The organism is Methylobacterium isbiliense (genome assembly GCF_022179325.1).
Taxonomy (GTDB): Bacteria; Pseudomonadota; Alphaproteobacteria; order Rhizobiales; family Beijerinckiaceae; genus Methylobacterium; species Methylobacterium isbiliense.
In genome coordinates this window covers 99,472-116,014 of sequence record NZ_BPQQ01000016.1, presented here as the reverse complement: position 1 = coordinate 116,014, position 16,543 = coordinate 99,472, and the positions used below count along the sequence as shown (strand labels likewise).

General features: G+C 72.4%; 20 protein-coding genes. 16 read left to right on the top strand and 4 right to left on the bottom strand.

Annotated elements, in window-relative coordinates; all coding sequences use genetic code 11:
* Positions 1–9: 9 nt before the first annotated feature.
* Positions 10–513, top strand: coding sequence for a hypothetical protein (locus MFF61_RS07155; protein ID WP_238234390.1), 504 nt, complete (start codon positions 10–12; stop codon positions 511–513).
* A gap of 198 nt (positions 514–711) precedes the next feature.
* Here MFF61_RS07155 and rplS read toward each other — a convergent pair whose 3' ends face one another.
* Complete coding sequence (rplS, locus tag MFF61_RS07150; protein WP_238234389.1) at positions 712–1,107, bottom strand: 50S ribosomal protein L19; 396 nt, start codon at positions 1,105–1,107, stop codon at positions 712–714.
* 189 nt (positions 1,108–1,296) lie between these two features.
* On the opposite strand from rplS, the gene MFF61_RS07145 reads away from it, so the two are divergent.
* The 14 genes from MFF61_RS07145 (at position 1,297) to MFF61_RS07080 (ending at position 13,403) form a co-directional block, all read left to right on the top strand.
* Positions 1,297–1,800 carry a universal stress protein gene (locus MFF61_RS07145; RefSeq protein ID WP_238234388.1) on the top strand — a complete coding sequence of 168 codons (504 nt, stop codon included), beginning with the start codon at positions 1,297–1,299 and terminating at the stop codon, positions 1,798–1,800.
* Positions 1,801–1,921: 121 nt separating this feature from the next.
* The gene (locus MFF61_RS07140) at positions 1,922–2,485 is read left to right on the top strand and encodes a NifU family protein (protein WP_238234387.1); all 564 of its coding nucleotides are present in this window, start codon (positions 1,922–1,924) and stop codon (positions 2,483–2,485) included.
* Positions 2,486–2,614: 129 nt separating this feature from the next.
* Positions 2,615–3,313: a tRNA (adenosine(37)-N6)-threonylcarbamoyltransferase complex dimerization subunit type 1 TsaB gene (tsaB, locus tag MFF61_RS07135; protein ID WP_238234386.1), complete on the top strand. Its 699-nt coding sequence runs from the start codon at positions 2,615–2,617 to the stop codon at positions 3,311–3,313.
* Positions 3,314–3,330: 17 nt separating this feature from the next.
* Positions 3,331–3,810 (top strand): GNAT family N-acetyltransferase, encoded by a 480-nt coding sequence (locus MFF61_RS07130; protein ID WP_238234385.1) that lies wholly within the window; start codon positions 3,331–3,333, stop codon positions 3,808–3,810.
* Positions 3,807–4,694 carry a lysophospholipid acyltransferase family protein gene (locus tag MFF61_RS07125; protein WP_238234384.1) on the top strand — a complete coding sequence of 296 codons (888 nt, stop codon included), beginning with the start codon at positions 3,807–3,809 and terminating at the stop codon, positions 4,692–4,694. The genes MFF61_RS07130 and MFF61_RS07125 overlap by 4 nt, the downstream gene beginning before the upstream one ends.
* Before the next feature lie 48 nt (positions 4,695–4,742).
* On the top strand, positions 4,743–6,086 hold the full coding sequence (gene miaB, locus MFF61_RS07120; RefSeq protein ID WP_238234383.1) for a tRNA (N6-isopentenyl adenosine(37)-C2)-methylthiotransferase MiaB: 1,344 nt from the start codon (positions 4,743–4,745) through the stop codon (positions 6,084–6,086).
* 2 nt (positions 6,087–6,088) lie between these two features.
* Positions 6,089–7,210 carry a PhoH family protein gene (locus tag MFF61_RS07115; protein WP_373324648.1) on the top strand — a complete coding sequence of 374 codons (1,122 nt, stop codon included), beginning with the start codon at positions 6,089–6,091 and terminating at the stop codon, positions 7,208–7,210.
* Positions 7,211–7,217: 7 nt separating this feature from the next.
* Positions 7,218–7,703: an rRNA maturation RNase YbeY gene (gene ybeY / locus MFF61_RS07110; RefSeq protein WP_238234381.1), complete on the top strand. Its 486-nt coding sequence runs from the start codon at positions 7,218–7,220 to the stop codon at positions 7,701–7,703.
* Between the two features lie 34 nt (positions 7,704–7,737).
* Entirely contained in the window at positions 7,738–8,883 is a 1,146-nt protein-coding gene (locus MFF61_RS07105) for a hemolysin family protein (RefSeq protein WP_238234380.1), read from the top strand.
* Positions 8,880–10,625, top strand: a complete 1,746-nt coding sequence (gene lnt / locus MFF61_RS07100; protein ID WP_373324647.1) for an apolipoprotein N-acyltransferase — start codon at positions 8,880–8,882, stop codon at positions 10,623–10,625. Before MFF61_RS07105 ends, lnt begins: the two co-directional genes overlap by 4 nt.
* Entirely contained in the window at positions 10,600–11,007 is a 408-nt protein-coding gene (locus MFF61_RS07095; RefSeq protein WP_238234379.1) for a helix-turn-helix domain-containing protein, read from the top strand. The genes lnt and MFF61_RS07095 overlap by 26 nt, the downstream gene beginning before the upstream one ends.
* A gap of 124 nt (positions 11,008–11,131) precedes the next feature.
* Complete coding sequence (locus MFF61_RS07090) at positions 11,132–12,175, top strand: extracellular solute-binding protein (protein ID WP_238234378.1); 1,044 nt, start codon at positions 11,132–11,134, stop codon at positions 12,173–12,175.
* Positions 12,176–12,292: 117 nt separating this feature from the next.
* Positions 12,293–12,508: a hypothetical protein gene (locus MFF61_RS07085; RefSeq protein WP_238234377.1), complete on the top strand. Its 216-nt coding sequence runs from the start codon at positions 12,293–12,295 to the stop codon at positions 12,506–12,508.
* Between the two features lie 193 nt (positions 12,509–12,701).
* Positions 12,702–13,403, top strand: a complete 702-nt coding sequence (locus tag MFF61_RS07080) for a hypothetical protein (protein ID WP_238234376.1) — start codon at positions 12,702–12,704, stop codon at positions 13,401–13,403.
* 41 nt (positions 13,404–13,444) lie between these two features.
* On the opposite strand, the gene cuyB is transcribed toward MFF61_RS07080, so the two are convergent.
* Both cuyB and MFF61_RS07070 read right to left on the bottom strand, forming a co-directional pair.
* Positions 13,445–14,158 (bottom strand): cysteate racemase, encoded by a 714-nt coding sequence (cuyB, locus tag MFF61_RS07075; protein WP_238234375.1) that lies wholly within the window; start codon positions 14,156–14,158, stop codon positions 13,445–13,447.
* 59 nt (positions 14,159–14,217) lie between these two features.
* Positions 14,218–15,123: a LysR family transcriptional regulator gene (locus tag MFF61_RS07070; RefSeq protein ID WP_238234374.1), complete on the bottom strand. Its 906-nt coding sequence runs from the start codon at positions 15,121–15,123 to the stop codon at positions 14,218–14,220.
* 409 nt (positions 15,124–15,532) lie between these two features.
* Between MFF61_RS07070 and MFF61_RS07065 the strand changes: the two genes are divergently transcribed.
* Positions 15,533–15,895 carry a response regulator gene (locus tag MFF61_RS07065; RefSeq protein WP_373324646.1) on the top strand — a complete coding sequence of 121 codons (363 nt, stop codon included), beginning with the start codon at positions 15,533–15,535 and terminating at the stop codon, positions 15,893–15,895.
* Positions 15,896–15,928: 33 nt separating this feature from the next.
* On the opposite strand, the gene MFF61_RS07060 is transcribed toward MFF61_RS07065, so the two are convergent.
* A complete protein-coding gene (locus MFF61_RS07060; RefSeq protein WP_238234373.1) occupies positions 15,929–16,204 on the bottom strand; it encodes a hypothetical protein in 276 nt (91 codons plus the stop codon).
* Positions 16,205–16,543 lie beyond the last annotated feature (339 nt).

Genomic DNA, 16,543 nt, shown 5'->3' with positions numbered 1-16,543 from the left:
CGCGGCGGCATGTGCGCCTTCCCGCTGCGCCGCCTCCTCGCGGCCGCCTGGCTCGGGCTCGCCGCGACCGCGGCGGGCGCCGATCCGCTTCCGCCCGACACCCGCTTCTCGGCCATCCGGGTGGATGTCGGGCCTCTGCGCGCCCGCGGGCTCGGCCCCTTCGCGACGGCGGTGCAGGACGACCTCCAGGCGGCGCTGGCACGCACCTTCGCGGGCCGCGTCGGCGGCCCGGGGCCGGCCCTGGTGGTGCGCGTGACCGGGGTCTCGCTCAACGCCTATGCGGGCAGCGAGAGCCGATTCGGCCGCGGCGGCGCCATGAACTCCGATTACCTCGACGGCGAGGCCCTGGTGGTCGGGCGGCGCGGCGAGGTCCTGGCGCGCCATCCCCAGCTCTCGGCCAATCCGGCGAGTTCCGGGGGCGCATGGTACGACCCGGCCTCCGAGCGACGCCGGCTCGTGTCCCTCACCGAGCATTACGCGTGGTGGCTGCGGCGGGGCCTGGGGCTCGACTGACGCCCCGTCCCGGACGCGCGTCGACGGACGATTCGGCCCTCAACGACAGAAGCCGCGAGGTCTCCGGGTTCAGCGACGAGGCTGACGGACGGAGCCGGTTCGCGGCTTTGATGCGTGGCAGGATCCCGGGCCGCTTCGCGCCGTCGCGGCACGCCGCCCGGGAGGAGGGGAGCGCCGCCTCGGCGCTCCGAAAAAGCCTTACTCAGCGGCGGCCGGGGTGGCCTTGGACTTGTCGCCCCCGCGCTCGGCGCGCTCGGCGATGCGGGCCGACTTGCCGCGGCGGTCGCGCAGGTAATAGAGCTTGGCCCGGCGGACCTTGCCGCGGCGGGTCACCTTGATGGAATCCACCAGCGGCGAATAGATCGGGAAGACGCGCTCGACGCCCTCGCCGTACGAGATCTTGCGGACGGTGAAGTTCTCGTTGAGGCCGCTGCCGGCGCGGGCGATGCAGACGCCCTCGTAGGCCTGCACGCGGGTGCGCTCGCCTTCCTTCACCTTCACGTTCACCACGACCGTGTCGCCGGGCTCGAAGTCCGGGATGGTCTTGTTGAGCGCGGCGATCTGCTCCTGCTCGAGCTGCTGGATGATGTTCATGGTCGTGCTCCGGCCGTCGCGCCTCGCCGCGGGATGCGGCCCGGCACAGGATTTCGGCGTCCTGTTGTGAGTTGGCCGGGTCTCTACAGGATGGGCCGTGACTTGTCGATGCCCGGGTGGCGGTTCGGTGGGCCTTGCCGGCCGGGGGGTGCGTCGGGCAGCATCGCGGCCGGCGGAGCCCGTCCTGTCATGACCGAGATGAAGCGGCGCCGGTCCTTCGAGCCGGGGCACCGGCTCAAGTTCATGGTGCTGGTCGACGAGACGCCCGAATGCGACCGCGCGGTGCATTTCGCGGTCCGCCGCGCCGCCCGCCTGACTGCCCGCGTGGTGATGCTCGCGGTCGCCGAGCCGCCCGAGACCCTCGAATGGCTCGGCGTGGGCGAGGCGATGCGGGCGGAGGCCGAGGCCGAGGTGCGCGAGCGGCTGGAGCAGCTCGCGGCGGCGGCCCGGCAGGCGGCCGGGGTCGATCCCGAGATCGTGGTGCGCACAGGCGAACGGGCCGACGAGATCCTGCGGCTGATTCGCGACGACGAGGATATCGGCTTCCTCGTGCTCGCGGCCGCCGCCGGCACGGAGGGGCCCGGCCCGCTGGTCTCCTCCATCGCCGGGCGGGCGGCCGGCACCTTCCCGGTGCCGGTCGTGATCGTGCCGGGGGCCTTGAGCGAGGCGGAGATCTCGGCGCTTGCCGGCTGAGCGCGGGGCGGCCGGCGCAGCGCCGTTGCGGTTTTGCCGCGGCGGGTCCACATCTCGCAGGGCGCGACGCGCCGTTCCCGGCCGGCCTTGAACCGGCGCAGAGAACCCCGAAGGATTGCCGATGTTCATCCAGACCGAAGCCACCCCGAATCCCGCCACCCTGAAGTTCCTTCCCGGCAAGGTGGTCCTGCCCGAGGGCACCTTCGAGGCCCGCAGCCGCGACGGGGCGGCCCGCTCGCCGCTGGCCGCGGCGCTGTTCGACGTGCCGGGCGTGTCGGGCGTCTATTTCGGCCACGACTTCATCTCGGTGACGAAGGCCGACGACGGCTCGGAATGGCCGCAGGTGAAGCCCGCGGTGCTCGGCGCCATCATGGAGCACTTCATGTCCGGCGCGCCGGTGCTCGCCGAGGGGGCCGCCCCCGAGGGCGACGCCGAGGAGTTCTTCGAGGAGGGCGACGCCGACACGGTGGCGACCATCAAGGACCTGCTGGAGACCCGCGTGCGTCCGGCCGTCGCGGGCGACGGTGGCGACATCACCTTCCGCGGCTACCGCGAGGGCGTCGTGTACCTGGAGATGAAGGGGGCCTGCTCCGGCTGCCCGTCCTCCACCGCGACGCTGCGCCAGGGCGTGCAGAACCTCTTCCGCCACTTCCTGCCGGAGGTGCGCGAGGTCCAGGCGGTCTGAGGCCGCCCGCGGGCGCGGTGCCGGCGCCGGCGCCGCGCTGACGAAACGGCCGCGCTGCGCTATGATGACGGCGGCGGACGCGCGGATCAGGCGCGGCCGCGTCAGTGCGGCGGGCGGAGTCGACGATCCTTGCGTATCCTGGCCATCGACACGGCGCTCGAATCCTGCGCGGCCTGCATCTCCTCCGACGAGGCGGCCGAGCCGCTGGCGCAGGAGAGTCTCGCGCTGCAGCGCGGCCATGCGGAGGCGCTGCTGCCCCTGGTGGAGCGGGTCGTGGCCCGGGTGGAGGGCGGCTTCTCCGCCATCGACCGCGTCGCCGTCACGGTGGGGCCGGGCAGCTATACCGGCCTGCGGGTCGGCCTCGCGGCGGCGCGCGCCGTCGGGCTCGCCGCCGGCGTCCCGGTGGTCGGCGTCACCACCCTCTCGGCGCTGCTCGCCCCTCTCCTCGCCTCGGCGGAGGATTTCCTCGGACAGGGCTACCTCCTCGGCGCCGCGATCGACGCCCGGCACGGCCACGTCTACTTCCAGGCGCTCAGCCCGGACGGCGGCATCGTCGTCCCGCCCGCCCTGATCCCGCTCGCCGAGGCGGTGCAGCATGTCGGGGCCGGCCCGGCGGCGCTCGCCGGCTCCGGGGCGCCCGCGGTGGCGGCGGCCGTGAATGCCGCGGGCGGCCGCGCGGTGGTGCCCGAGGGGCACACCGCGCCGGAGATCGCCTGGGTGGCCTCGCTCGGCCTCGTGGCCGATCCCGACCATGCCCTGCCGCGGCCCCTGTACCTGCGCGGCCCGGACGCGCAGCCGCAGGACCACGCGCGCCTGCCCCGGCGCTGACCGGCGAGGCGGCTCCGATGTGGATGCCCTTCCGCACTCCGGCCACACCCCACGTGGAGCCGCTGCTCTCCGCCGAGCGCGCCGCCGACCTCGCGGCCCTGCACGCAACCGGCTTCGCGCGCCCCTGGGAGGCCGACGAGTTCGAGCGGATGCTGTGCGAGCGCGGCCACCTCGCGCACGCGCTGATGCGGGGCACGGGTCTCGTCGGCTTCGTGCTCTCGCGCCGGGTGCTCGACGAGGCCGAGATCCTGACGGTGGTGCTCGGGCCGGCCTGCCGCGGTGCCGGCCTCAGCCGCACGCTGCTCGCCACCCACCTGCGCGCGCTCGCCGATGCGGGGGTGCGCACCGTCCATCTCGAAGTCGACGACGCCAACGGCCCGGCGCTCGCCCTCTATCGCCGCCTCGGCTTCGTCGAGACCGGCCGGCGGGCCGGCTACTACGCGCGGCCCGACGGTAGCCGGGCCGGCGCCCTGACCATGCAGGTCTCCCTCGCGTGATCGCACCCGCCCTGCTCGCGCGCCACGCCAAGACCGGCCTGCGCCTCCTCGTCTACCTCACCGCCCTGGCGCTGCTGATCGGGCCGCACCGCCTGAGCATGGCGGTGGCCGGGGGGCGGTTCGCCGGCGTGGCGCCGATGCTGATGCACCGGCTCTTCCTGCGCCTGTTCCAGGTCCGGGTGCGGGTGACGGGCACGCCGCCCTCCGGCGGCGAGGCGGCCCTGGTGCTCGCCAACCACATCTCCTGGCTCGACATCCCGGTGCTGGGCTCGCTGCGCCCGCTCTCTTTCGTGGCGAAGTCAGAGATCGCGGGCTGGCCGGTGATCGGCGTGATGGCGAAGCTCCAGCGCACCGTCTTCATCGACCGCGCCCGCAAGCGCCACACGGCGGTGGTGAACACCGAACTCAGCCGGCGCCTCTCGGCGGGCGAGGTGGTGGTGCTGTTCGCCGAGGGCACGACTGGGGACGGCAACCGGCTCCTGCCCTTCCGCACCTCGCTCGTCGGGGCCGCCCGGGCGGCCCTGACGGTGGGCGGGCTGGAACGGGTGCGCCTGCAGCCGCTCTGCATCGCCTATACGGGCCGCCACGGGATGCCGCTCACCCGCAAAGAGCGTCCCGAGGTCGCGTGGTACGGCGACATGGAGCTGGCCCCGCACCTCGCGCTGTTCCTAGAGCGGGGGCCGATCGACGCCGAGATCGTCTGGGGCGAGCCCGTCACCTTCGCGGACGGCATGGACCGCAAGGCCGCCACCGCGCTCGCGGAGGCCGCGGTGCGCCGCAGCCTCCAGGCGGCGGTGACCGGGCGCATCCCCCAGGCCGACCGCCCGGCGCCGCCGGAGACGGCCGCCAGCCCGCCTATTCTCATTCCCGCCCCGACCGCTTAAATGACGGCAGGGCGGCAGGTCCGTCTCCCGCGCAAGAAGGCCGGTTCGTTGAAGAAAGCGTTCGTCAAATCCTACGGCTGCCAGATGAACGTCTACGACGCGGCCCGGATGGTCGACCTGCTTGGCCGCGAGGGCTTCGCCGAGACGGCGGCCATCGAGGAGGCGGACGTCGTCGTCCTCAACACCTGTCACATCCGCGAGAAGGCGGTCGAGAAGGTGTATTCCGAACTCGGCCGCGTGCGCGACCTCAAGGGTGAGCGCCTGCAGGCCGGGCGCGAGACCACCATCGTGGTCGCGGGCTGCGTGGCCCAGGCCGAGGGGCACGAGATCATCCACCGCGCGCCGGCCGTCGACGTGGTGGTCGGCCCCCAGAGCTACCACCGCCTGCCCGACCTGTTGCGGCGCGCGAAGGCCGGCAAGGTCGTCGACACCGAGTTCCCCCTCGACGACAAGTTCGATCACCTGCCGCCGCGCCGGGTCGCGGGCGCCTCCGCCTTCCTCACCGTGCAGGAGGGCTGCGACAAGTTCTGCGCCTTCTGCGTCGTGCCCTACACCCGCGGCGCCGAGGTCTCCCGGCCGGTGGCCAAGGTGCTGGCCGAGGCCGAGCGGCTGGCCGCCGGCGGGGCGCGCGAACTCACGCTCATCGGCCAGAACGTCAACGCCTATCACGGCGAGGGGCCGGAGGGCGGCGCGTGGACGCTCGGCCGCCTCGTGCGCCGGCTCGCCGAGGTGCCAGGGCTGGCCCGGCTGCGCTACACCACCAGCCATCCGCGCGACATGGACGACGACCTGATCGCCGCCCACCGCGACTGCGCCGCCCTGATGCCCTACCTGCACCTGCCGGTGCAGTCGGGCTCGGACCGCATCCTCGCGGCGATGAACCGCCGCCACGATGCCGACACCTACCGGCGCCTGATCGACCGGATCCGTCAGGCGCGGCCCGACATCGCGCTCTCCTCCGATTTCATCGTCGGCTTCCCCGGCGAGACCGATGCCGACCACGCCGCGACGATGCGGCTCGTGGAGGAGATCGGATTCGCCGGCGCGTTCTCGTTCAAGTACAGCCCGCGGCCCGGCACCCCGGCGGCCGAGAGCCCGGACGCGGTGCCGGAGGCGGTCAAGCGCGACCGGCTGGCGGAGCTGCAGGCGCTCCTCGACGCCCAGGCCCGCGCGTTCAACCGCGACACCGTCGGGCGAGTCGTGGACGTGCTGATCGAGAAGGCCGGGCGGCATCCGGGCCAGGTCGCCGGCAAGTCGCCCTATCTCCAGGCGGTGCAGATTGAGGCGGGCCCCGACCTAATCGGGCGCGTCGTGCCGGTGCGCATCACCCGGCTCGGCACGTACAGCCTGTTCGGCGAGCGGACGGAGGCGGCTTCGGCCGCCGCAGCGTAGGGATGGCGGGCTTGCGACCGGGAGAGTCATCGGGCGGACGCGGCGGACGGGGGCGGGAGACCGCCGCGCGTCCCGTGGACGGCCTCAGCGAGACGGCCGAGATCGCCCTCACCTTCGACGACAACCGCTTGGCGAGCCTCGTCTTCGGCCAGTACGACCAGAATGTCGCCCACCTGGAGCGGCGCCTCGGCGTGGTCGCCACCGCGCTGGGCAACCACGTAGTGGTGAAGGGCACGCCCGAGGTCACCGAGCGCGCCCGCCTCGTCCTCGAAATGCTCTACGCGCGGGTGCGCGACGGGGGCGGCACGCCCCTCACCGTCGGCGACGTCGACGGCGTCATCCAGGAGGCCTCGCTGCAGGGCAACCTGTTCCCGGCCGCCGAGGCGCCCGCGAACGGCGAGCGCGCCCAGTTCGAGCAGATCGCCACTCGCCGGCGCGGGGCCGTGCGCGCCCGCAACGCCGCGCAGGACGCCTACATCAAGGCCCTGCGCGCCAACGAACTCGTCTTCGCCGAAGGACCGGCCGGCACTGGCAAGACCTGGCTCGCGGTCGGCCACGCGGTCTCGCTCCTGGAGCAGGGCCATGCGGAGCGCCTGATCCTGTCGCGCCCGGCCGTCGAGGCCGGCGAGCGCCTCGGTTTCCTGCCAGGCGACATGCGCGAGAAGGTCGACCCCTACCTGCGCCCGATCTACGACGCGCTCTACGACTTCATGGAGGCGCGCCACGTCGACCGGGGCCTGCAGACCGGCATGATCGAGATCGCGCCGCTCGCCTTCATGCGCGGGCGGACCCTCACCAACGCGGTGGTGCTCCTCGACGAGGCGCAGAACACCACCTCCATGCAGATGAAGATGTTCCTCACCCGCCTCGGTGAGAACTCGCGCATGATCGTCACCGGCGACCCGAGCCAGATCGACCTGCTGCCGGGCCAGAAGTCCGGCCTCGTCGAGGCGGTGCGCATCCTCGACGGGGTCGAGGGCATCGGCCGCGTCACCTTCCGGGACGTGGATGTGGTGCGCCACGACCTCGTGCGCCGGATCGTCACCGCCTACGAGGCGGATGCGCAGGAGACCCGCGAGCGCCCCGACGCCCGGCCCGCGCCGCGGCGCGGGCCGCTGCCGTGAGGCGCCGATGAGCGCCGAGGACGAGATCGACGTCGTCGTGGAGGACGAGCGCTGGGAGGACGCGGTGCCGGATCTCGACGCGGCCGTGCGCCGCGCGGTCGCGGCGGCGCTGGCGCAGCTCCCGCCCGGAGGTCCGGTGGAGGTGAGCGTGGTGCTGACCGACGACGAGGCCGTGCGGGAGCTCAACCGCACATGGCGGGGCCAGGACAAGCCCACCAACGTGCTGTCCTTCCCCGCGCCCCACCCCCATGGCGGGAGCGTGCGCCCGCTGGGCGACGTCGTTCTTGCGTATGACACAATGCTGCGCGAGAGTGCGGAGCAGTCGAAGCCCCTCGGGCATCACCTCGCGCATCTCGTGGTCCATGGCACGCTGCACCTTCTCGGCCAGGACCATGAGACCGGCGAGGCTGAGGCTGAGGCGATGGAAGCCCTGGAAGTCGCGGCGCTGCGGCGCCTCGGCGTGCCGGACCCCTACGGCGAAGCCGCGGAATGAACCGCGACCGCCGCAAATCCCAGACTAGAGAGACATGAGCAACGATCGAAGTCGTGGCGCCGCTGCGACCGCCCAGCCCGCCCCGGAGGAAGACAGTCCGGCGCGCGAACCGTGGTATGACCGTCTCCTCACCATCTTCCACCTGAAGCCGCGCGAGCCCCAGCGCGACGACCTGAGCGACGCGATCGCCGAGGCGCAGTCGGGCGACCACGCCTTCTCGCCCGTCGAGCGGGCGATGCTCAAGAACGTGCTCAGCCTGCACCGCGTCCGGGTCGACGACGTGATGGTGCCGCGCGGCGACATCGTCGCGGTGCCCGCCGACATCTCGCTCGGCGAGCTCCTGAAGGTCTTCCGTACGGCCGGGCACTCGCGCATCCCGGTCTACGGCGAGACCCTCGACGATCCCCGCGGCATGGTCCACATCCGCGACTTCGTCGACCACCTTGCCGCCCGCGCGGAGGCCGAACCGGGGCGTCCGTCCAAGCCGGTTGCCAAGCCGGTCACCAAGCCGGTCGCCGAGCCGCCGCCGGTGATCCAGGACGACGGGCGGGTCCGCCGCCCGGTCCTCGCCCGCACGCCGAGCCTCGGGGAGGTTGACCTCGACGCGACGCTGGCCTCCACGCGCATCCTGCGCCCGGTCCTGTTCGTGCCGCCCTCCATGCCGGCGATCGACCTGCTCGTGCGCATGCAGGCGAGCCGCACCCACATGGCCCTCGTCATCGACGAGTACGGCGGCACCGACGGGCTGATCTCGATCGAGGATCTGATCGAGGTCGTGGTCGGCGACATCGAGGACGAGCACGACGTGGCCGAAGGGCACCGGGTGCTGCGGGTCGAGGGCGAGGGGGAGATCTACGTGGCGGATGCCCGCGCGAGCCTCGACGACGTCGCGGAGGCGACGGGCTTCGACATCGCGGGTGCGGTGGGCGAGCTGGCCGAAGATGTCGACACGATCGGCGGCCTTGTGGTGACGATCTCAGGCCGCGTGCCCTCGCGCGGCGAGGTCATCGCGGTGCCGGGCGACTTCGAGGTCGAGGTGCTCGACGCCGATCCGCGCCGGATCAAGCGGCTGCGCCTCCACCACGGACCGGCGAAGCTTGCCGGGCCGGACGAGCCCCTCGCCCTGCCGCCGCCCCGCACGCTCAACGGCAGCGGCACGCCCGCCGACGCGGGCGCGTGAACCGGCCCCTGACCGGATTGCGCGGCGGAGCCCTGTCCGCGGGCGAGGCCGTCCGAACCGGCATGGCGCCGCCCGCGCGCCTCGCCGCGCTCGCGCATCGCGTGGCCCTGACCTCCGGCTGGCGGCGCCTCGCGCTGGCGTGGCTCGCCGGCGCCGCCGGGGCGCTTGCCATGCCGCCCTTCGGGCTGCTGCCGGCCCTGGTGCCCGCCCTCGTCGCGGCGGTCTGGCTCCTCGACGGGGCGGCGAGCGGCACGGGCCGCTGGCGCCGTCACCTCGCCACCGCCTGGACGGCCGGCGCGATCGGCTGGGCCTGGGGCTTCGGCTATGGCGTGGCCGGCCTGTGGTGGCTCGGCGCCGCCTTCCTGGTCGAGGCCGACCGCTTCGCGGTGCTGATGCCCTTCGGTGTGCTCGGCCTGCCGGCGGTGCTCGGCCTGTTCTTCGGCCTCGGCTTCGCGCTCGCCCGGCTGCTCTGGTCGCCCGGATGGGGGCGGATCTTCGCGCTCGCCGCGGGGCTCGCCGTCTCGGAATGGCTGCGGGGCCACCTCTTCACGGGCTTCCCCTGGAACACGCTCGGGATGGCCCTCGGCCAGCAGCTGTGGCTGATGCAGGGGGCGGCGTGGCTCGGGCTCTACGGCCTGACGCTCGCGGCCGTGCTCATGGCGGCCGCCCCCGCCACACTCGCCACGGGGCGCAGCCCGGGCGAGCGGCGGTGGCCCGCGCTCCTCGCGCTGGCCGGTCTCGCGCTCCTCGCGGGTCTCGGCGCGTGGCGCATCCCGGCCGGGCCGATGCCGGAGGTGGCGGGCGTGCGGCTGCGCCTTGTGCAGCCCGCCGTGCCGCAGGACGCCCGCTTCAACCCGCGCAACCGCGACGGCATCCTCCAGCACTATCTCGGCCTCAGCGACAGCGCCACCTCGCCCCAGTCGAACGGGCTCGTGGATGTCACCCACCTGATCTGGCCCGAATCGGCCTTTCCGTTCCTGATCCAGCGCGACCCGAAGGCGCTGGCGCAGATCGCGGCCGCCCTCGGGCCCGGGCGCTATCTCATCACCGGCGCGGCGAGGGCCGACGAGCCGCTGCCGGGCGAGCGGCTGCGCTTCTACAATTCCGTGATGGTGATCGGCGCGGACGGCACCGTGGGCGCTCCTTACGACAAGCGCCACCTCGTGCCCTTCGGCGAGTACCTGCCGGCCCCGGTCGACCGCATCCTGCGCACCCTCGGCCTCTCGCAGTTCGTCGCGGTGCCCGGGGGGTTCACGGCCGGGGAGGAGGGGCGGCGGCGACTCGCGGTGCCGGGCCTGCCGCCGGTCGCCCCCTCGATCTGCTACGAGGTCATCTTCCCCGACGAGGTGGTGGGGGAGGGGGAGAGGCCCGGACTGATCCTGAACCTCACCAACGACGGCTGGTTCGGCAATACGCCCGGCCCGCGCCAGCACTTCGCGCAGGCGCGCCTGCGTGCCGTTGAGGAAGGGCTGCCCCTCGTGCGCTCCGCCAACACCGGCATCTCCGCGGTGGTCGACCCATACGGCCGCGTGACAGGTTCTCTCCCCGTCGGAGCCGAAGGGGTTCTCGACCGGAGACTTCCGCGCTCCCTTGGGGAAGCGACCGTCTACGCAAGATTCGGCGATTTGTTTTTCGTATCTTTGACCTTAGGTTCGATTCTGCTAGCCATGTGGGCGCCGGGGGGCCGGCGGCGGCGGCGGGCGAGTGGAGCTGAAGTTGAAGAAGGCACCGGATCCGATTGATCGATATGTCGGGCACCGCGTGCGTGTGCGGCGCCTGCTCATCGGCGTGAGCCAGGAGAAGCTGGGGGATGCACTCGGCGTCACGTTCCAGCAGATCCAGAAATACGAGAAGGGGACCAACCGCATCAGCGCCAGCAGGCTGCAGCAGATCGCAGACATGTTGGGTGTACCGGTCGGTTTCTTCTACGAGGGCGCTCCCCGCCAGGAGGTCGCGATCGAGGAGGAGCGGCCGAACAGCGGCATTTCGTCGGATCTGTTCTGGACGAGCCAGGATCTCCAGTTGGTCCGTGCGTTCCAGCGCGTGAGCAGCCCGCAGGTCCGGCGCCGGCTGATCGGCCTCGTCGAGAGCCTCGTGGACCCGACCGAGACCGCCGCCGAGTGAGCCTGGAGCGCGCCGGCCGGAGACCGTGGCCCGGCGCCGGGGGGCTGGTCCGCCGCGCGATCTTGAGGGAGAGTGCGCCCCGCGGCCGCCCCGACTCGTGGCTGTCGCTTGGCCTGCGGCTGCGATGCGTCACCGATCCGCGATCACCGGGCTCGTCCTCACGCTGATGGCCGGATGGCTGTCCGCGCCCGCTGCGGCAGCCGAACGGACGCGGCTGATCGTCTACACCGCCCTCGAACCCGAGCAGCACGGACCCGTGAAGGCCGCGATCGAGGCGGCCGTCCCGGAGGTCGAGATCGCCTGGGTCTGGGACCAGACCGGCATCATCACCGATCGCGTCCTGGAGGAGCGGCGGGAGCCGCGGGCCGACATGGTGCTCGGGCTCGCCGCGACGAGCCTCCAGCTCTTCAAGAAGGCCGACCTTCTCCTCCCGTACCGCCCCGCGGGCGCCGAGGCGCTGCGACCGCCCTTCCGGGATGCCGGCCCCGCCTATGCCTGGACCGGGATGGACGCGTATCTCGGCGTGGTCTGCTTCAACACCGCCCTCGGCGAGCGCCAGCGGCTGTCGCCGCCGGTCTTCTGGCGCGACCTTCTCGGGCCCGCGCTGAAGGGGCGGATCGCGATGCCGAACCCGGCCTATACCGGCACCGGCTACCTGCTGGTGGCGGGCTGGCTGCAGGCGATGGGAGAGGCGGCGGGCTGGGCGTTCATGGATGCCCTGCACGAGAACGTGGCGGCCTACCTGCCGGTGGCGGCCACGCCCTGCGAGGAGGCCGCCCGCGGGACCGTCGCGGTGGGGCTCACCTACGACATGCGCGCGGCGGAGATCCGGGCGCGGGGTGCCCCCATCCGCATCCTCGTGCCGGCCGACGGCGTGGGCTGGGAACTCGAAGCCTTCGCGATCCTGGCCTCCTCCCCGCATCGCGCGCTGGCCCAACGGGTGGCCGACTGGGCCGCCTCGCGGGAAGCGAACGCGCTCTACGCGCAGACCTTCGCGGTGGTAGCCCATCCGGGCGCCGCGCGCCTGCCGGCGAACTACCCGCCTCACGCCGAGGCGCGGATGATCCGCAACGACCTTGCCTGGATGGCGGAGAACCGCCCGCGCATCCTGGCCGAATGGACCCGCCGCTACGGCGCCAAGGCCGTTCACCCGCCCGAGCCGCGCTGAGCCGCCGCACTGAGCCGCCATCCTGCCGCCGGATCCGGATTGACTCGGACCTATCTGGTATACAAAATTCCAGAAATCATGGCGCAACCGGGATGGTAGCGCGGCGGGAGGAGCGTCATGCTCAGCATCACCTCGATCGACGACATGATCCGCTGCATCGAGGATCTGCGCCTCGAAAGCCGCTCGATGATGCTGGCCGAACTCGACCACGCCCTGCACCTCGCCCTGATCGAGGCCCGCTATCAGAAGCGCCAGCGCACCGGTCTCGCCACGGCGTCGGGATCCTCCGCGGTCGCCTCGGTGCCGGCCGCCGTCCGGCGCTACCGGCGATGACAATGGCCCGGCTCCGGCGACGTGGCGTGTCGCCGGCCAGCGGCCGGCCCCGCGCTGCGAACGTCGTCCTCACAAATTGATCCCCTGAGCCGCGACGTGGGTGAGCATTCGGTCGAAACCGGCCTGGCGATATAACGGTTTCGGCCCAGCTATGCTGTGCTGTCCATGCTGGGAACCTGAGCCATTTCGCAGGATGGTCGTCCTATTGCTCTCGTGCCGTGGCGCACGGACGATCAATGCCCCTGAACACAATCTGGTGCCATCCATCGTAGACCGGGTCGGGCTCGAGGAGGCAGCCATGGCGAAGGCGGTTTCGATTGCAAGCAGCACGATCTGGCGCGTGATTGTCCCGGCAGGATTGATCCTCCTGGCCTTCCTGAATGCCCCCGCGGTCAATCAGTCCTTCCGCGACCTGATGTCGGTGACGGCGCGGATCCAGAGCATGAAGACGGCCTGGGGCGAGGTGGTGCTCAAGGACCGCGGCCGCCTGACGGTCTCGCTGCGGAAGGCCGGCCTCGATCGTCTCACGGCGGAGGAGCGGCAGGCGATCATCGAGGCGATCGAGTCCCTGACCGGGCTGCAGATGCTCCGGCTCTTCACCCTTCCCCATCAGGGCATCCACTGCGTGTACGAGCGGCCCTCGGCCGATCTGCGGCTCTACGCCTTCATCGACGTCGACCTTGAGCATCGTGGGCTGGTCGCGACGTCCCACGACGACGAGACGAGGCGCCGCAAGGCCGAGGAAGCGCGCGTGCCGGACGAGACCAACGGGCTCGTTCAGAGCTGCCACCGGCTCTCGCTCACCGCGCGCGGGCACGATGTGAAAACGGCCCTGCTCGGCGTCATCCGCGACGAGCTCGACGGCGGCATCGCCGTTGCGGCAGAAAAGCCTTGATCCGTCAGGACAGGCGTCCGCGCGCGGGGCGGACCGCCGCGTCACGCAGCGAGCGGCGCGGCCGAACCATCCGCCTGCGCCCGGCAGGTGCGGATGCACGCGCGGGCCAGCGCCTCGGTCGCATCCACCAGCGCTGCGCGCAGCGGGCCTTCGACCGGCCCGAGCGCCACCGGGATCTCGGTGCAGGCCATCACGACCCGAGCGCAGCCCGCCGCCACCAACGCCTCGGCCTGCCTGCGCAGGATCGCCGTCGCCTCGTCCAGTTCTCCGGCCTTCACCAGCGCGATCCCCCGCATCACCTCGGCCTGCCCGGCGGCGTCGGGTGTCCGGCAGATGAAGCCGCGCCGGGCCAGACGCTCAGGATAGATGGCCGCCGCCAGGGTGCCGCCGGTCGCCAGCAGGCCGATCTCGCCGCCCTGCTCACGGTCGAGCGCGGCCGCGACCGCATCCACGATGTGCAGGATGGGCACGCCGGACTCGGCCTGGAGAGCGGCGTGCCAGAAATGTGCGGTGTTGCAGGGGATGGCGATGCAGGTCGCGCCTGCCGCTTCGAGCCGGCGCAAGGTCTCGCGCAGGGCGGGGAACGGGTCGGCGCCCTCGCCCAGGATGGCGGGGCCGCGGTCGGGAATGCGGGTGTCCGAGCAGACCACCATCGGGATGTGGTCCTGATCGCGGGCGGCGGGCGTGTGGCGGACGACCTTGGCCATGAAGTCGACGGTCGCCATTGGACCCATTCCACCGAGCACACCGAGCATCGCGACCTCCTGCAGCGGGGGCACCATGCGGCGCCACGGCGGCGCGGTCCAATGCCGTGTCAGTCTGGCCGATGCCGGGTCGGCATAGTTTCGGCGGCCACGGCACCGGCCGCCTCCCACACCGCCGCGACCGCAGGACGCCGATGGCCGGCGTTGCGGTAGAGGCGGATGTCGAGGGGCGCCTCCCCGGACAGGACGATCACCTCGCCCGCGGCCAGTTCGCGGGCCACGAGGCTGCGCGGCAGCCATGCCAGCCCGTGCCCTTCCAGCACCATGAACTTCAGCGCCTCGGCCATGGCGTTCTCGTTGGTGTGCGCGGTCACGGCCGGCGAGCCTTCCGCCTGCGCCTGCCGGGCGAGCGCGGCGACCCGGCCGAGGAAGGAGTTCGGCGCGTAGCCGAGCAGCGGCAGCGCCGCCCGCTCCGCGCCGAGCGCGGCGCTGCACACGGGGACGAGGCTGTCGGCCCCCACCACGCGGTGCGGAAACGACGCGGGGTCGAGCGGGAGCGGCACGCCCGGATGGTGGAAGGTGAGCAGGAAGTCGTAGCCGCCCTCGGCCAGCGCCTGCAGGCAGGTGTGGTAGTCGTCCGGGAGCAGGCGGCTGTCGAGCGGGCCCGTATGGGCCTCGATCCGGCGCAGCCAGCGCGGAAAGAACGTCAGGGCGAGGGTGTGGAGCGCCGCAACGGCGATCGTCTGCTGGCTCGGCCGGGTGGCCGCCTGCAGGGCGGCCCGGCTGGCGTGCAGCATCCGCACGGTCTCCTCGGCCGTCTCGCGAAAATCACGGCCTGCGGGCGTCAGCGTGGTCGGATAGGTGCTGCGGTCGACGAGGGAGACGCCGAGCCACGCTTCGAGCGCCCTGATGCGGCGGCTGAAGGCGGGCTGGGTGAGATGGCGCTCCTCGGCCGAGCGCGAGAAGCTGCCCGTCCGCGCCAGGCTGACGAAATCCTCAAGCCACTTGAGCTCCATGAACGCAACACCTGGGCGCCAAGGTCGGGTGGAGGGGCGAGACCCGGGGCATAGAGCATCTTCGGGCACCGTGGCCATCGGCTCGGCCCCGACAAGGCGGCGCGATCCGGAGAACCGAAGCGGTGGCCGCTGCGACCGGGACGTTGCCGGGACCCTGAAGGCGGCCAAGTCTGCATCCACGTGTGCGTGGGCCACGGCGTCCCCGTATCGCGCGTGACTCGGTCGGCGCGATCCTGTCGCGCTCAAACTTCTTGCGTCGCGCGATCCAGTGGTCGGATGATCTTGATCTGGGTTAATGGCTGCGCTTGAACACTTCGCGCGGCGCGCCGTTGGAATTGCGGTGTCGGTCATGGCCGTGGCCGTTCACGCAACCGGGGGACTGCCGATGGGACAAGCGATCGCTCCACGTATGGCCGCGCTGGTGGTCGAGGATGACCGGATGCTGCGCGATCTCGCGGCGGCCGTGCTGGAGGAGACCGATCTGCAGGTCGTCGAGGCCGAGAGCGGCGAGGAGGCTCTGGCCTATCTGCGTGAGCACGCGGAGGACGTTGCCTTCATCTTCACCGATGTACAGTTGCCGCGCCTCGTGGACGGCGTCGACCTCGCCCGCATGGTGGCGACGAAATGGCCCTGGATCCGGATGGTGGTGACCTCCGGCGGCCCCGGTGACCGGATCGACCACCTGCCGCGATCCGCGACCTACATGCCCAAGCCGTGGCGTGCGCTCGACGTGCTGGTGGCCGCCGAGCAGGCGGCGGCGCGTACGGCCTGACGGAGCGAGAGGCCCGAGCCCCCCGGGCTGCGCTCACCCGGCCTTGCGGCGGGGGGTGGCGCAGTCGCCGGGGTCGCGCAGGGCGCCCGTGACGTTCGTGTTGTTGATCAGATCGAAGGCCGTATGACGGGCGAGCCTGCGGTTGGCGGCGGCATCAAGGACGCCGATGCGGCCCCGCACCGTCCAGCGCAGGCGCATGCCGCCAAGCGGCGCGGCCGCTCCGAAGAAGATCTCGCTGGCATTCTCGGTGCGCCACGTCCGCCACCCGCGCCCGCGCCGGACCGCCCTGCTCAAAAGCGTCGTTCGCATTATGTTCTCGCCGAGACTCGGCGCGCAGTAACTCAGCCAGGACGTTCTGTCGAGGGTGTCGTCTGCGGCGAAAGCGCTGCTGAGCTTGGCCTTGCATGCCCAGACCTTCCGCTTCCGGACCATTCCCGCCGTTCTGCGTAGGCGAGATGCACTCGGGCCGTGGCGAGAGGCGACGCTGCCGTGCGCGCCGGGATCGGCCGGGCTCACGCCGCGCCGCCGGCCCGCGCTCACGTCGGGTGCGCGGCGGCCGGGCCGCCTCGGGTGTCGGCACCGCCGATGTCAGCCGTTCGGCCCCGCCGGCCGCGGCTCCGATCGCTTCGGTTCATCGAAACTGAGGCT

Coding starts and splice junctions, on each gene's coding strand:
- MFF61_RS07085 (WP_238234377.1), top strand. CDS start 12,293: ATGCTCAGCATCACCTCGATCGACGACATGATCCGCTGCATCGAGGAT.
- MFF61_RS07105 (WP_238234380.1), top strand. CDS start 7,738: ATGAGCAACGATCGAAGTCGTGGCGCCGCTGCGACCGCCCAGCCCGCC.
- MFF61_RS07080 (WP_238234376.1), top strand. CDS start 12,702: ATGGTCGTCCTATTGCTCTCGTGCCGTGGCGCACGGACGATCAATGCC.
- MFF61_RS07140 (WP_238234387.1), top strand. CDS start 1,922: ATGTTCATCCAGACCGAAGCCACCCCGAATCCCGCCACCCTGAAGTTC.
- ybeY (WP_238234381.1), top strand. CDS start 7,218: ATGAGCGCCGAGGACGAGATCGACGTCGTCGTGGAGGACGAGCGCTGG.
- MFF61_RS07065 (WP_373324646.1), top strand. CDS start 15,533: ATGGCCGCGCTGGTGGTCGAGGATGACCGGATGCTGCGCGATCTCGCG.
- rplS (WP_238234389.1), bottom strand. CDS start 1,107: ATGAACATCATCCAGCAGCTCGAGCAGGAGCAGATCGCCGCGCTCAAC.
- MFF61_RS07060 (WP_238234373.1), bottom strand. CDS start 16,204: ATGCGAACGACGCTTTTGAGCAGGGCGGTCCGGCGCGGGCGCGGGTGG.
- MFF61_RS07070 (WP_238234374.1), bottom strand. CDS start 15,123: ATGGAGCTCAAGTGGCTTGAGGATTTCGTCAGCCTGGCGCGGACGGGC.
- cuyB (WP_238234375.1), bottom strand. CDS start 14,158: ATGCTCGGTGTGCTCGGTGGAATGGGTCCAATGGCGACCGTCGACTTC.
- MFF61_RS07155 (WP_238234390.1), top strand. CDS start 10: ATGTGCGCCTTCCCGCTGCGCCGCCTCCTCGCGGCCGCCTGGCTCGGG.
- MFF61_RS07090 (WP_238234378.1), top strand. CDS start 11,132: ATGCGTCACCGATCCGCGATCACCGGGCTCGTCCTCACGCTGATGGCC.
- MFF61_RS07115 (WP_373324648.1), top strand. CDS start 6,089: ATGGCGGGCTTGCGACCGGGAGAGTCATCGGGCGGACGCGGCGGACGG.
- MFF61_RS07130 (WP_238234385.1), top strand. CDS start 3,331: ATGTGGATGCCCTTCCGCACTCCGGCCACACCCCACGTGGAGCCGCTG.
- MFF61_RS07145 (WP_238234388.1), top strand. CDS start 1,297: ATGACCGAGATGAAGCGGCGCCGGTCCTTCGAGCCGGGGCACCGGCTC.